Origin of the sequence: Aurantibrevibacter litoralis, assembly GCF_034651555.1 — a bacterium.
In the GTDB taxonomy this organism is placed as follows: Bacteria; Bacteroidota; Bacteroidia; order Flavobacteriales; family Flavobacteriaceae; genus Aurantibrevibacter; species Aurantibrevibacter litoralis.
The window spans coordinates 52,521-67,966 of the sequence record NZ_JAYEEQ010000014.1; the positions used below are offsets into that span (position 1 = coordinate 52,521).

At 38.9% G+C, this 15,446-nt stretch carries 12 protein-coding genes; 3 read left to right on the forward strand and 9 right to left on the reverse strand.

Annotation, left to right across the window (positions count from 1 at the left end; all coding sequences use genetic code 11):
- Positions 1 to 169 precede the first annotated feature (169 nt).
- Positions 170 to 2,797, forward strand: coding sequence for a DEAD/DEAH box helicase (locus tag U1E44_RS12025; RefSeq protein WP_322931335.1), 2,628 nt, complete (start codon positions 170 to 172; stop codon positions 2,795 to 2,797).
- A 270-nt stretch (positions 2,798 to 3,067) separates the two neighbouring features.
- Here the strand turns inward: U1E44_RS12025 and U1E44_RS12030 are convergent, their stop codons facing one another.
- From U1E44_RS12030 to U1E44_RS12050, 5 genes are all read right to left on the reverse strand, one after another.
- Positions 3,068 to 3,373, reverse strand: coding sequence for a type II toxin-antitoxin system RelE/ParE family toxin (locus tag U1E44_RS12030; RefSeq protein WP_322931336.1), 306 nt, complete (start codon positions 3,371 to 3,373; stop codon positions 3,068 to 3,070).
- A gap of 3 nt (positions 3,374 to 3,376) precedes the next feature.
- Entirely contained in the window at positions 3,377 to 3,595 is a 219-nt protein-coding gene (locus tag U1E44_RS12035; protein WP_322931337.1) for a hypothetical protein, read from the reverse strand.
- 173 nt (positions 3,596 to 3,768) lie between these two features.
- Positions 3,769 to 5,019 carry a group II intron reverse transcriptase/maturase gene (gene ltrA, locus U1E44_RS12040; protein ID WP_322931338.1) on the reverse strand — a complete coding sequence of 417 codons (1,251 nt, stop codon included), beginning with the start codon at positions 5,017 to 5,019 and terminating at the stop codon, positions 3,769 to 3,771.
- 675 nt (positions 5,020 to 5,694) lie between these two features.
- On the reverse strand, positions 5,695 to 7,143 hold the full coding sequence (locus U1E44_RS12045; protein WP_322931339.1) for an ATP-binding protein: 1,449 nt from the start codon (positions 7,141 to 7,143) through the stop codon (positions 5,695 to 5,697).
- 198 nt (positions 7,144 to 7,341) lie between these two features.
- On the reverse strand, positions 7,342 to 8,895 hold the full coding sequence (locus U1E44_RS12050; RefSeq protein ID WP_322931340.1) for an IS1182 family transposase: 1,554 nt from the start codon (positions 8,893 to 8,895) through the stop codon (positions 7,342 to 7,344).
- Positions 8,896 to 10,069: 1,174 nt separating this feature from the next.
- Here U1E44_RS12050 and U1E44_RS12055 point away from each other — a divergent pair.
- Positions 10,070 to 10,210: a hypothetical protein gene (locus U1E44_RS12055; RefSeq protein WP_322931341.1), complete on the forward strand. Its 141-nt coding sequence runs from the start codon at positions 10,070 to 10,072 to the stop codon at positions 10,208 to 10,210.
- A 90-nt stretch (positions 10,211 to 10,300) separates the two neighbouring features.
- Here the strand turns inward: U1E44_RS12055 and U1E44_RS12060 are convergent, their stop codons facing one another.
- Positions 10,301 to 12,847: a phosphoenolpyruvate carboxylase gene (locus U1E44_RS12060; protein ID WP_322931342.1), complete on the reverse strand. Its 2,547-nt coding sequence runs from the start codon at positions 12,845 to 12,847 to the stop codon at positions 10,301 to 10,303.
- A gap of 309 nt (positions 12,848 to 13,156) precedes the next feature.
- Positions 13,157 to 13,822 carry a hypothetical protein gene (locus U1E44_RS12065; RefSeq protein WP_322931343.1) on the reverse strand — a complete coding sequence of 222 codons (666 nt, stop codon included), beginning with the start codon at positions 13,820 to 13,822 and terminating at the stop codon, positions 13,157 to 13,159.
- Positions 13,823 to 14,000: 178 nt separating this feature from the next.
- On the opposite strand from U1E44_RS12065, the gene U1E44_RS16805 reads away from it, so the two are divergent.
- Entirely contained in the window at positions 14,001 to 14,129 is a 129-nt protein-coding gene (locus tag U1E44_RS16805) for a 30S ribosomal protein THX (RefSeq protein ID WP_323673893.1), read from the forward strand.
- Position 14,130: 1 nt separating this feature from the next.
- Here the strand turns inward: U1E44_RS16805 and U1E44_RS12070 are convergent, their stop codons facing one another.
- Entirely contained in the window at positions 14,131 to 14,496 is a 366-nt protein-coding gene (locus U1E44_RS12070; protein ID WP_322931344.1) for a hypothetical protein, read from the reverse strand.
- Positions 14,497 to 14,629: 133 nt separating this feature from the next.
- Positions 14,630 to 15,391: a peroxide stress protein YaaA gene (yaaA, locus tag U1E44_RS12075; protein WP_322931345.1), complete on the reverse strand. Its 762-nt coding sequence runs from the start codon at positions 15,389 to 15,391 to the stop codon at positions 14,630 to 14,632.
- Between the last annotated feature and the right edge of the window lie 55 nt (positions 15,392 to 15,446).

Here is a 15,446-nt window from a genome sequence, read left to right on the forward strand (position 1 = left end):
TAAAACTATACGTTAACAATGGTCTTAGCAAAGGGATTTCGGGGAAAAATTAGTAAAATGCCACAGTCCATAAGCAACGTGAACCTTATTTAGATCCCGGTTACTTGTTTACAAAATGTGCATAACTAAGCCCTCCTTTTGAAAATAATTTTTTCCCAACTCATTAATTTTGGTACTTATCACAGATGCTATGGACGCTTTTACCGCCACAAAAAAACCTGACAGTAAGGAAATGATCCGCAATTTTCTTAAAACCTTACAGCAAGAGGACTCAACCGCTTATGCTTTTAAGCAAGGGCATTTGTTGTATTTAAATGGATGTGCTCAGGTATTGACCCAATCTAAAAACAAATTTGAATTGGCCGTTGATGATGAATTCAATGATTTTAAACTAAAAATATCGGTGGATGATGAGATTGAAGCGCACTGCAATTGCAAATCCAAAAACTGGTGCCACCATAAAGTGGCAGGCCTGCTCCAGATTTCGGAGATAATTAGTCGGTACGATGCGGATGGTAAACCGGAAGGCAAAATCTACACCCGTGAGGGAATGATTGAACGGGTTTTGGAAGAACGTTCCGAAAAAGCCAGAAAATCAAATTATCGCATTACTTTTTCCAATACTGTATTTGGAGAACATTTATTAACTAACGAAAAGGCAAAACAGTATAAACTTACATTTCGAGATATCGCATCTCAAAAAGGGTATTGTTCCTGCCCCGATTACCAAACCAACAAGTTAGGCACTTGCAAACACCTGATGTTCGCTTTTGAAAAATTTAAGTCGGCCAACACCAAAGCACTCTCTACCCAATATCCCTTTGTAGAAATTTTCCTTAATCCGCTCAATAACTATTCTGTTTCTTGGTTTTATCCGCATCCCCTACCCGAGGAAATCGGTTCTTTAATAGCCGCTTATTTTGATGAAAATAAGACACTTAGAAAAGAAAAAATCAACCAATTTCTAAGCTTCGTACAACACGCTGAAAAACACAAACAGATTTTTATTCGGCCCGAGGTTCTAGATGAACTAGAAGAAAATTATACGGATAGACTTATTGCGGCGCTAACCGAGAAAACCAGTCCGGATTTTTCGGTACTAAAAGCAACGCTTTACCCCTATCAAAAAGAAGGAATCACTTTTGCTTCCTATAAAAAAGGAGCTATTATTGCCGATGAAATGGGATTGGGAAAGACCATTCAGGCCATAGGTACGGCTTTATTAAAAAAGCAATTGTTCGGATTTACAAAAACACTTGTGGTTTGCCCAGCCTCTTTAAAGGCGCAATGGAAGAAAGAAATCGAGAAATTTTCTGAGGAGAAAGCCGTAGTTGTGGATGGGCCTCCGAAAGAAAGAGAAAAAATGTATGCAAGCAATGATGCTTATTTTCAAATCATTAACTATGAAACGGTATTGCGAGACAGTAGGGCCATTAATGCAACCCAATTCGATTTTATTATACTCGACGAAGCCCAACGTATCAAAAATTTCGAAACCATTACCGCCAATGCCATCAAATCACTCCATAAAAAACACGCCTTAGTAATTACCGGCACGCCCATCGAAAATAAACTTATTGATCTATACTCTATCGTCGAATTTATTAATCCAAGACTGTTGGCACCCTTGTGGGAGTTTTCGTATCAACATTGTTATTTTGATCATGAATTCAAAAATAAAATCACGGGCTACTATAATTTACAAGAACTCAAAAACAGGCTAAAGTCGTTGTTACTCCGTAGGGAAAAACAAGAAGTATTAACGCAAATTAATAGGGTAACCCAAATAGACGTGCCGGTTGAAATGCATCCCATACAGCAAGATTACCATGCCAGCAGTGCGAAAGCAATTGCCCAAATATTGGGGAAAAAATTTAAAACTCCTTTTGATTTTCAAATGATCACCAAACATTTACAAACCATGCGTATGGCTTGTGATTCTTCCTATTTGGTGGACAAAAAAAGCAATCATTCTCCTAAGGTATTAGAATTAAAAGAAATACTCCTCGAAAAATTCGACCTAAAGAACAATAGCCGTAAAATCATTATTTTCTCGGAGTGGAAACGAATGTTGCACATTATAGGAAAAATGCTAGGCGAAAACGGCTTAGGATATGTAGAATTAAGTGGCGATGTACCCGTAAAAAATAGAAGAAAAATAATTGAAGCCTTCGAAAATGATATAAATTGCCGGGTTTTTCTTTCTACCGAAGCCGGTGGTGCGGGATTAAACCTTCAAATGGCAGATACAGTCATTAATTTTGAGCTACCATGGAATCCTGCTAAAAAAAATCAACGCATAGGAAGAATAGATCGACTAGGGCAACAAAACAAAAACCTAACCGTGATCAATCTTATAACCCGTGAGTCTATCGAAATGAAAATAGCCTCAGGCCTCATCATTAAGCAAAATCTTTTTGAAAGTGTCCTTAGCCCGGAAAACAATGAAGATGTCGTAGATTTCTCAGACAAAGGACGAGCTCAATTTTTGCAGCAATTGGAAGAAATGATGAGCGATTTTACGCCGTTAGATTCCACTTTTGAGAACCGTAGTGAGGTAGAAGAAATTGCCATTACACCCTCTGGAAATCAGACACAATTAGTTTTTGAAAACAGTGAACGTAAAGAGCAGCTACAACGATTGGAGGATATGGAGAATATTATGAACAAAGGGCTGGAATTTCTTTCGGGCATGTTTAAAATGAGTACCGGAAAGGAGCTGTTTACCTCAGAAAATAAAATGGAGGTGAACAAGGAAACCGGTGAAGTGGTGATGCGGTTTAAATTACCCATATAATGTCTTGACCTGAAAATGTGGCGAAAGAACGTTAGTAATGCGAATAGAATAAAAGCCCTGATGGTACAATCATTTTAAAAATATTGGTTTATTAAATTCCATTTTACTACATCCTTAATTGCCGAAAATAACACATATTTGTTTTCCGGTAACAGCGGGGTTTGGCGATTAACTGTACAAGTACATACCAAGTTGGAAATTCCTGCGGAATTTCCAAAGTAGGCGAGAACAAGCAATTACTTATAGCCATTGTTGGGCTTTCGTACTTTTTTAATCTATATCATTTTTCAATTTATCAGGATGTTGTCTTGTGTCGAATATTGTGATGATTTCTATTTCTTTCTTTTCCGCCTTTATTCGATAAAAAAATGTGGTCTGTTTTGTTACAACACATTTATAAAGGTTTTCAAATTCAGATGATTTTGGGCAACTATCTGGCTGAATTGATATTTGCTCAATCTTTTCTGTCAGTTTTGAGATAAATTTATCTCTTGTTTTTAAATTCCAGTTTTCTAACAGATATTCAGAAAGTTTTAGAAGTTTTGTTTCGGCAAGTTCGGATAAGAATACTTTCATCCACTATGAAATTTTCTTTAAAAAAGATTCGTAGGAAACTTTTTTACCGTTATTAAGGTCGTCAATCCCTTTTTTTATTTCCTTTTGTTCAGACAAACTTAATTCGTTCCAAAAGTCCTTTTTCTCTTTTTTTACAAAATCAGATACACGCTGGATAAATTCAGAGTTTTCATTTTCCAATATGATTTTCAATAATTCCAGTTTTGTTGTTTGAATGTCCATTTTGTAATCTTTTAAGCAAATTTACGAAAAAAATCTTTCATTTTTCCGTCAGTTTGGGTATGAAGCACAACGTGTTTGTGTCGAGTAGACAAGGGGAGTTTCACCCCGAGCCTCTCACAGAACCGTACATGATAGTCTCCCATCATACGGCTCTTCTTATTCAATTAATACCTTTAATTCGAATATCCTACGTGCCAATGGCAAAATAGGCTCGGATATTGTTCCCGAACTCTGTCTAACCATTTATAGGCTTGCGTCAGATTATTCCTATACCGTTTATAGCGATATCTTGCCCATCTCACCAGTTTTATACGCAATATATAAAACACTTTGGACAAACTATAGCCTCGGTATTTTCCAAAGTAACGTATCCACCCTCGGAGTTTTGGGTTCAAGTGATTTGCAATGCCGACAATACTGTCGCAGCGCATTCTTGGAATTTCCATTTTCCTGATCTGTTCAAATACTCGTGATCTTGACTGGATACTGATTGCACAATCAAATCCCAGAAACAGTCTCCCTGTCTTCTTCGATTTTGAAGTGCGTGGCTGAAAAGTATATCCCAAAAAGTCAAATTGAACTTTTCCATACTTTTGTTGCCTTCTAAAATCCTTACAATACACAATCTTCGTTTTATCGGGATGTAATGTCAATCCACAATCCTCCACCCTTTCTTTGATTTGCTGCAAGCTTTCCTCTGCTTGACTTTGTGTCCTGCAATGAATGATAATATCATCCGCATAACGTACAAATTCAATGGAAGGGCTACATCTTCCAAGCCAAACATCCAAGGTGTAATGCAGAAACAAATTAGCCAATAGTGGACTGATCACCCCACCTTGCGGTGTGCCGTTTGTCCTTGCTATAATTTCACCTTTTCGGGTTTGCAGTGGAGCTTTAAGCCATCTTTCTATGTATCTCAAAATCCACTCTTCTTCCACGTGTTTGCCCAGCGCTTTAAGCAACTTGTCATGGTTGATGTCATCAAAGAAGTTCTTGATGTCCAAGTCAATCACCCAATCATATTTCCAACAGTTTATACGCACCTGTTCGAGTGCTTGATGCGCACTACGTTTTGGTCGATAACCATAGGATTGTGGGTGAAAAATCTTTTCCAGCCTTTCTTCTATTTGATTCTTTATAACCGTCTGAGCTACCCTGTCGCTAATGGTAGGAATCCCCAATTGACGGATGGAACCGTTTTTCTTTGGGATTTCAACTTGAAGGACTGGTGGTGGGAAGTAACTGCCCGAGGCTAAGCGGTTCCAGACTTTGTATAGGTGTCGATGTCTTTGTATGTCGTACCGTGACATACTAAGATCATCTACTCCTGCACTCTTTCCTTTACGCCTTACCTGTAGGTAAGCTTCCCATACCATTTCTTTGGTAATCGGTAATGATTTTGTTTTCTCAAGTTCAATCATCCTCTTGCGAGTTGTAAAAATTGATAAAACTGAATAAGTCAGTCCCTTCGCTCCATTTCCATTACAGAAACTTCACCGCTACTACGGACTGATCCGTCCCTGAGCCAAGCATCGCTATTCTGCCTCTAGTTTGTGCTATTGTACATTTCACTTTGCATCTTGGCACAGGTTCCCGAGTTCCATAAACAAGCCCGAATAATGGTCATGCCTCCTAAATGACGCCTGTCGCCCAGCCAATAAACAGGTGACCGATGGACTTATAATGTTTGTCATACTTCAAACACTCCTGCCAGCAGGCAGGCAGGTTTGACAGAAGGTTGCACTTTCTCGACACTTCATCAGAGGTTCATTTGCATTCATCTCCATTATCCCTACCTGACTAGCTCTTGGCATAGCCTTTTCCATAACGCTCAATACCTTGGCTTCCGCCACAGGCGGACACCTTATGGTGGTTTGATGCTCGCACCTGCAGGACAACACCGGTGGGTCGGTTCCACCATCTTGTAAACAGTTGCGTAACGACTTTCAGCCGGTCGTTACTCTCGGCACACGTAAGATTAGTTGCGTTGTTTAAGCACCTAATTTAGTAAATACAAACCGAATAGAAAATCCGCGAGGATTTTCGTAAGTTGGCTTGCACTAGCAATGAATTATACACATTGTGCTTTCGTTTTTTTAATTATTAGTTTTCATTTTTAGTGTGATCTCTCCTATATTGTATGCATATATCGAAGCGGGAAGAAAAGTAAATCTCAAACCTTGTATTTCTTTCATTCCTATTTGATCAATTGAAGTGACAACGGCAGATTTAAGGTTATTTGCTTCACAAAAGTTAATTAAGCTTTTCAATTCTTGGGGCTTTGCAAAATACCGGTTACTCCATTTAATTTCTACTCCCCAAACAGGTTTATAATTTTTATCATCTACCAAAACAAGATCTACTTCCCCTTCATTTCTGCCGTCTTTCCATCTAGCATATGTTAAATCTAGTTGCTCTCGATGCATCCATTGTGAAAGAATTGCTGTTTCAACCATATTTCCCATTTCTTGGTCTGTTTCACTTATCGGGGAAAATAAAGCAGTGCGAAGTGATGGGTTGGTAAGATATACTTTGAAGCTTGTTATTCTTTTTAATCTTTTTGCATTGACCCCAACCTTATTTAGTACCTTAATTAAGAATGCTGCTTCTAAATATTCTAGATATTTTTTTAATGTATCCTTTTGAATCCCACTTTCCCTAGACATTGTCTCATATGAGAATTCATTACCAGTATTATAGGCTATGTATGTAAAAAATCTGTTTAACTCCTGAACATCTTTGATTCCATACAAGCTTGGCAAATCTCTATGCAGAACTTTGTCAACAATGTCGTTTTTTACATATCTACCCATATCGCCTTGTATCTTTTCAGATAACACAACCTCTGGGTATCCTCCAAAGTTTAAATAATGGACAAATTCTTTATTTAATGCTTTGGGATCATGAGTTAAGCAATACTTTATATCCTTGTCTCCATATTGAATATCACCTTCAAATATTAAGTGGTCTAATTTTTTCAAATGGATATATTCCTGAAATGTTAATGGTGGTAACAAGAAATCAGTGAATCTACCCGCTCCACTTTCCGTACTGTGCCATTTTAAAGCTGCGGCTGCTGAGCCAGAAACGATGAATTTAGTTTCAGGATATGAGTCAACCAATACTTTTAAATGTCTCTCCCAATCTTTCAAGTATTGTATTTCATCAAAGAAGACATAACAACCATTAAGGTTTTCAAGGTTTAAAGAATCTTTGCATAAAGTTAAAATATCCTCCAAGCTTAAATTGACATAAATTGGGTTGTCAATCCCAATAAAGAATAGTTTATGAGGATTTGTTCCTTCTTTCAGTAAATTTTCAATGCAATGAAATAACATTACAGTTTTACCAACCCTTCTAGGGCCCATTAGAACTAAAGCCCTTTTAATGCTCCTCTCAAGGACGAATGGATAAAAGAGATCAAAGTATAATCTCTTGGACATTGAGCTATATGTGTTCGGTATCTCTTTGGTAATCCACCATGGATTTTCATAACGAAGACGTTCAATAATCTTTTCTGTCGGAATAAGGTTAAGCATTGCCATATTTTCATCTTAATGTAACAAATATATTAAAAATAAATAGATTTAAAACTATCTATTTTTACAAATAATGAATCTTTAGAATGAATATAGGGTTTAGGGGTAGTTAATTTGACAATCGATCGGCTTGTCATAAAGAAGCACAAAGGCAGTCTGTCCCAAAACCACCTTTTGATTCTGTTTAAAAATAGCTAATTGAGTTCAAACTACCGAAGCGTGGAAAAAAGGAAGGTAAAATTTTGTTTTGCCTCCAAATGCCCCAAATGGATTGAAATCCCTTCTCTTAGGTTTTATTAATGTCCAAATACACCCAAAACAACCTAAAAATGCCCCTACAAGGCCTTTGCCTTGGCCTTTGAAGATGTTAAAGATGCGTTTGAGGTTGTAGGCAGTGAGGATAAGCCCAAAATCCGCCGAGGCGGCCTCAATGCCCCTTTTGGTCAATATATGGTCAAAGCCCCATTGTCGTTTAATAGTGCCGAAAGGATGCTCCACCAATGCCTGTCGTTTCTTGTAGGTCTCGGGGGCCATGGCCACTCTTTTTTTATTGCCTTCTATGTAAGGGGCAAACTCAGAGCGTTGGATGATTTTTCCGTTCTGTTTTGCGGTGGTACATAGATGGCGCACGGGACACCCTTTGCAGGCCGTGGTCTTGTATTGTTTAAAGTGGTAGTTCCTGGCGGTGTACCAGCTGCCGTTGGAGGCCAGGGCATGTCCCTGTGGACAGGTATAGCGATCCAAGTTGGCATCGTACCTAAAATTTTCTGCGTTGTAATTGGGGTCGGGGGCTTGGGATGCCCTTCCTATTTCAGGAATGGCCACTAGGGTAGCTACCCCAAGGTCATGGGCCGTTTTGAACTCGCTGCCCGTATGATAGCCTTTGTCAAAGAGGGCCGTAAAATCATTGCTTCCCAAAATACTCTTGGAACGCCTGAGCATCATGCCCATGGCTTTTTTGTCGTTTTCATTGGTCAACTTTCCATCGACCAACAGTTTGTGTCTGTCATCGACCATGGTCTGGGCGGTATAGGATACTTCGGTGATGGCGCCCCTAACGATCTGGTGCCTGCTGTCAGGGTCGGAGGTAGAGATTTGGGGGTTTTCGGAACTGTTGTCCTTCTGGAGCTGCTGGGCCAAAACCTCATATTTTTTGCGTTGGGCCTTTCGGTGTTTGATTTCCTTTTTGACCTCCTCTTGCCTGTCCGAATCCCCATCTGCCTTAGCAAGCTCTTTCTCGTGCTCGGCCAGTTTCTTGTCTATGTACGCTATATGGCGTTCTACCTTCTTTTTGTTGTAGTTGTTCTTCTTGGAGTTCTGGGCCCGTAGCTTGGTGCTGTCCCCTGCGAGCAGGGCGGCCCCGATAAGGTCATGGTTCCTGGCGAGGGAAACGGTGGCTCTAAAGACCCGCTTGATGGCCTTGGGATTGTCCTTTCTAAAACGGGCTATGGTATTGTGGTCGGGCTTAAGGTTGCACATGAGCCAGATGAGTTCGATATTACGGGTGCACTCCAGTTCCAACACCCTGGAGGAACGCATACGGTTCATATAGCCATAGAGGTAGAGCTTGAGCAAATCGGCGGGGTCGTAGGGCGGTCTGCCTTGGGAGGCCAAGGTTTTAAACCCTAGGGCGCACAAATCCAATGAATTGACAAAGGCATCAATGGCCCTGACGGTGTTTTCTTGACCGACCATATCATCCAAACAGCCAGTGTAAAGGGTAAGTTGATGGCGGTCTTGTCCTTGTTGATATTCCATCCTTTAAGATACGGAATATCAACGAAATACCAAAGCAAATTGAGGTGAAAGTTGAGTGGGTTTTGAGACAGTCTGACGGTCTAGTATAAGCGTAGTGCGGGATTAGAAGTACTTCACTTTCGGTTTAACCATATGTTTATTAATGTTCAATTCGTTTAATTTAGCACTTTAGCCCGCATTACGCTTATACATTGTTGTGCATAGTGCTTTTTTCATTCAGCTTGGTTTTCCGATGTTTGTTATTTAGTTCGGATTGAGCGTTGGCAAAAAAACAGCTCTTTTGGTTTTTTCAGCGTTAGCTTTCGTGTAGGCAAAAACCAAATGTGCTGTTTGTGCGGCTGGCTTTTTCTGCATGAAGCACAACGGTCTAGCTATGCGTAGTGCGGAAGCAGATATTCTCAGAATTTCCTGTCAAGCACATCGCAAAAGCGGTTTGTTTTGTTTTTCCTTTTTTATCTCAAAGCAAAATCAAACTGATTTTGCGATCTTATAAAGATACACAAACCATTTAATAAAGCACCATTCGCCGCATTACGCATAGGTTTTGTTAGCAAATCGTTTTTCCTTTTTTTGAGACTGAGTACGGAAAAGTCAGCGCACTGCTTGCGTATTGCGTGCGTCTGAGTAAGAAAGTCCTGCGAACTGCTTGCGCATCCCTCCGAAAGAAGCTAAAATCCATTTGCGCATGAGTAAGCCATCAACCTTTTCCAAGGTATTAAACACCCAAAACCGCCGGATCTAATTTAAAAGAGATCGTTTTTTAGGGATTGAGTACGGAAAAATCAGCTTGCTTGCGTCCGAGTACACCGTCCAACTTTTTCCACGAATGTGATATCCCAAAACAGCACGGCATAACTTTTATAAGCACCCCGAAAATGTTTGCTAACATTTGGCTATAAACACCTGTCCTCTTACATGGTTTGCACCACTAAGCTACCAAATTTTAATTGTTTAATGGCATACCATTCCATTTCGGTAGCAACCATAGCCCAAAGCAACCCATACGCACCCCTGAGGCTCTTTTATTTCCTGCCTACATTTTGGCTGGCAGGCAAGAACACTTTATTAATAAAAACTATACTTTAACAGCTTATAACAAAGGTTTAATACGCCCTTAACCACTATAGGGTAGCACAACCTTTATCTTTGTATCTAATCATAAAAACAAAGGATTATGGGAATTATTGATGAGAATAGATTAAAACGCAAAAAACGACAAACAAACCCAACCAACCCTACAGGAAATACAAATGTTGAAACCAATACATTCGATATTGAAAAGAAAACGATTAAGGAACAGCAAAACAAAAAGTAAGTTTTAGCACAACTTGTAATAATACTCTTCTAAAAAAACCCACTAACATATACGTAGTGGGTTTTTAATTTTAAGGCTAGGAAAAAGTTTTTAGGCCGAGTTTCTACTGGCGTTGATATTTCCGTAAAGTGAACGGGTCACTATTTTTTCATATAATTCCTTATACGAGGTGCCCTGCCCTATTTTCTGTAAGGCATATTGCTGTATTACCAATAAGGGCAATACAATGCTTTCCCTAATTTTTATGGATTCGCGCGATACTACTTCTTTTTCCATAAGAATGCTCATGCCCGAAAGCCGCAACAGCATTTCTTTAGACAGTTCATATTCTGCAAGTAAAAGCTTCCAAAAATCGCCGTATTCTGCATCTTCTTTCATATAGCTGGTCAGTTCAAAATAGCATTTAGACAAGGACATCATGCTATTGTCCATTAATGCCCGGAAAAAAGGCACCTCGTTATACAGAGTTTTCACCTCGGCAAATTTGCCGTTTTCTTCCATAATTTTTAATGCAGACCCTATACCAAAATACCCCGGCACGTTCTGTTTCAACTGACTCCAGGAACCTACAAAAGATATGGCCCTAAGGTCGCTTAATTCTAATTTGGCCTTTTTACCTCTCTTACCCGGTCGGCTACCTATATTGGCCTTATTGTAATATTTTAGCGTACTCATGTTCTCTAAATACGGCATAAATTTTTCGTGATGCTTTAACGCATCATAGGTCTGAAAACTTAAATGGGATAACTCTTCTATAACATTCCGTTGCGCGGAAGTGATTACATTTTCTTTGCCAAAGAGATTATTAGAGAGTCCGGCAGTGAGCAATTGTTCGCAGTTGTAGGCAAATTGTTCTTTTGTGCCGTAGGTACTGGTTATCGTCTGTCCCTGTATCGTAAGCTGTATTTCATTGTTGGCTATATCTTTGGTCTGGGATGCATAAAATCGGTGTGTTTTTCCACCACCTCGTGCCGGTGGTCCGCCGCGACCATCAAAAAATATAGCGGTAATATTATGTTGCTCACAAACCTCAGACAGCTTTTCTTTCGTTTTTAAGATTTCCCAATTGGCCTTTACATAACCCCCGTCTTTGGTCCCGTCTGAGAAACCAAGCATAATGGTTTGCTTTTTGTTTCTTTTAGCCAAATGGGCATTGTATTCCGGTAAGGAAAACAGTTTTTGCATGGTATCCCTAGCGGTATCCATACCTTTCATGGTTTCAAACAATGGTACAATATCAAAGGTGATGTCTTTTGCATACCAACCACACCATCGGAACAAACCGTACACGAATAGTACCGAAAACACATCTTCCGAATTGCTTATTATATATCGATTGCACCCATCTTCTCCATTTTTATCCTGTATGGCTTTTAGTTGTTGAATATTCTCCAGAGTATCCCTTACAATTTCATCGTCGTAGTCCTGCGGAAGGGCTTTTATATTCTCATGAAGCAAAAGCGTTACCAAGGCCTTATCATCCAATTCACTGAGTTCATTTTTGATATATCCGTTGTGAAGCAAAATAGCTTCTACGGTCTTAAAATGCATACTGTGATCTTGTCGTATATCCAGCGTGGCAAAATGCGTTTTAAAAATTTTTACTTTATCTATTAAATGATCCAAATCGCGAAGATAAAGGGCGTGGTATTCATCGATTAATATGTTTCTGATGGTTAGCAGCGGATCAATAATGGCACTGTAATCTACATGCTTAGACGGATCGAACATGGCCACATACAAATTCTTACGCAATTGATTGATGTATACCTGTAGGTTCTTAAAGGTAAGTTTTTGTTGTAACTTTTTTAAGTCGTTATAATAGCACTTCATTAACGTAATCCGAAGCTCGTCTGCCACGTCTTTGGTAATCGATGCCGTAACAAAAGGATTTCCATCGCGGTCTCCACCAGGCCAAAATCCAAGTTTTATAATATTGTGATTTTCAAACACGCCATCCCTACTGCTGCTTTTTACATAGGCGTACAACTCCCCAACGGCGTCATAATACACATTTCTAAGGATATGGATTATGTTCTTGGCCTCATCTAAAGGGGTTGGTTTTTGCGCATTAATCAGCGAGGTTAGTCCCAATTGCTGCAGTGCTACATCTATTTCGTTTACTTTGTTTTCCTCAATAAGGGTTCTTAAATTCCCCATAATGTCTAGTACTGCGGGGGTATAGAATTGAGTAGGATGCGCGGTTAGCACAATACGCGCACTAAAGGTGGCTAACTTTTCTGCCACATCATCCCAATTTTTATTCTTCTCAAGAAATTGAAAGTAATCTTTAATAGACAGGGAACTGCTGTGGGCATGCAATTTTGGAAAAGCAGCGTCCTCTACACTGTCGTAAAGTACCACTTGCCGTTCTACGTATTGTACGATGCGAAACATAAAATCGATACGATCTTCCTCTGAAGCAATGTTGGCGTAATTCTGAAAGAAAGCATCCAGTATTTGCTGCGGATTTTGTCCCGATTTAAGCCCCTTTTCGCATTGATCTAATAACAACGGAATTAACATCCCCACATTTTCAATGTCTTTATAGGGAAGACTTAAGAATAAACTATTGTAAATATTGAATTTATTATTGACCGATTTTTTAAAAACTTCTAATCTTTCTGATTGATGCATATTGTATTTATTTCTAAGATAGTATTTTAAAACCTACGTTTTTGTCCTTGCATTTTTCCTTTGCACAAATATCGGGAATAATACACAAACCGAGGCAGCGTTAACCCCAAATAACAAAATAGCGCTTACTTACCACAAAAATAACAGGGTTCACAACAATAATTACGTCAGGCACTAAAAAGAAAATACTTTTACTGTGTTATCTCATAAAGACTAATTTTTTTTCATTTTCATATAGTGTTCTCGTAAAAGAGTTCTTTCGTAACTGAGAGGACTCTTTTTAGTTTTAATGCCTTTGTAACAACACAATTAGAAAAATTCTTTGTACTGCAATACCCTGTAATCTAGGGTGGTCATTTTCGGATATCGCATTTTTAATTTTTTGTAGTCCTGTAAACTTCCTACAGCCCTGTTTGCTGCGCCGGAAGGTGCGATTAAAGAAACCGTCTTTATTATTCTGTTGCCTTTAAGTTGAAATTCATGAATTCGGGGCACGCGTTCCTGTGTCACTTTTAATCTTATTTGGTGTTCCTTTAGCAACTTTCGAAAAAGGTATTCTGGTCCGTTTTTACTATTACCTCCTGTAAAAAGTAGGGTGTCTATTTTTGGATACTTTTGCAAATACAACATCAAATCTCTGAGAACAATACGGCTCATTCCAATGTCCGAAGCATCCATTTTGCTTCGTTCGGCTTGTGCAATAATATCACAAATCCCAATTTTTCGATCTTTTAGAAATCGCTGACGCTGTGCTATGGCCTCAGTTGTATTTTCGTATAAAAGTCCCAACCCAAAAATACGATCTAAAATAGGCCATAATTGGCCATCTCTGCTACCGTAACAAAAATCTACATCGCCTTCTTTTAATTCTTTCGATGTAAAGCGAGGTGGCGGCAAGGTACCAACAATGAGTTTTGTGGTCTCCGAAAAAAGAAAAGGTGTATATGGATGTGTATGTATGAAAATTTCGCTCATAACGAATCGTGCTTCAAGCTAGGCTCAAAGATACATTTTAGGCAGATTATGAGATTACGCCATAGTGTCTTGCTTTAAAGCCTTTTTATCATTGCAAAACTGCAAGAAAAACACTATTTTTAGGCAAGCAGATAAACATCGATTCTACTAATAGAATCAACTAAAATAGCATTGTGTTATGGGAAAAGGTGATAAAAAAACCAGAAGGGGTAAAATTGTGAATGGAACGTACGGTAGCAGAAGAAAGCGAAAAATTAAAATTCGCCCCACGGTAGAAGAAAAAATCGACATAAAGAAAAAGAAATAATTTAGTCCAATACAAAAACCAAATCGATATCACCTGCCTCGGAAATGGAAAGGTCATAGGTATAAAAACCGATGGGCAATGGGGTTTCGCCATCAAAATCTATGGGCTGTAGCACAAACGTTTCTCCGTTAGCCTCTATTTCTATAAAATTAAAGGTATAGGCTACCTCAAATTCCTGATAATCGGAATAGTCATCAGAAGATATGTTCACGTACTCATTGCCTTCTACCCCTACCTGTACCCTATCAAAGGTAAGATTACTACTGTTTTTGATTCGAATATTAGCCAAAGAAACATCATCATCACGGTCATCGCAGGCCACAAAGAAAAGCATACACATACAGAGCGTAAAAAACTTGGTTTTCATGTAGTTGTCTTTATTGTTTTTAAACGATTGCATGGGCTAATACTTTCTAGCTGTTAACGAAAATCTATTCAAAATATTCTATACAACCCCAGAAAAAGACAACAGCAACTCAGAATTGCACGTAAAAGAAAGCCTATCGTACAAAAACCAACTCATTTTCTTTTTGAGAAAGAGCATCGCTAAATCCGTAGCCCTCCATAGTAAACCCCTTTACATCTTCCACCGTTTTTACGTCATTCTCAATGATGTAACGGGTCATATAGCCCCGAGCCAATTTCGCATAGGTCATAATCGTTTTATATTCCCCGTTTTTCAACTCCTTAAAACCAATATTGATCACCGGAACTTTCAATTTTTTTGTATCAATCGCCTTAAAATACTCTATACTGGCCAAGTTAATACACAATTCGTCTTTTTGCAGTTCGTCGTTGAGCGCTTTGGTTATTTTCGGTTTCCAAAAAGAATACAAGTCCTTGTTTTTTCCGATTGGGAATTTGGTTCCCATTTCCAAGCGGTACGGCTGCATCAAATCCAATGGTTTTAGCAGTCCATATTGTCCTGAAAGGATGCGTACTGAATTTTGAAGATGATCAATTTTATGCTCGGGAAGCGAATACGCATCTAGTCCTCTAAACACATCTCCACTAAACGCATAAATGGCAGGTCTGGCATTTTCCAGCGTAAAAGGCAAATTCCATTGCTGATTGCGTTCGTAATTTAGCTGCGCCAAACTGCTAGAAATATCCATTAATTTACTAAGGCTGTTGACCGTTTTTTTGCGCAACAGCTTGTTTATTCGTTCTGCTTCGGACAAAAAAATACTTTCGGTATATTGGGATGTGGGTAATTGGCGCTCAAAATCTAATGATTTCGCTGGTGAAATTAAAATTTTCATTGTCGTAACAGTTTTATTTTTTGCCTAGTTATTTTTTAAAATCTGTATTATACAA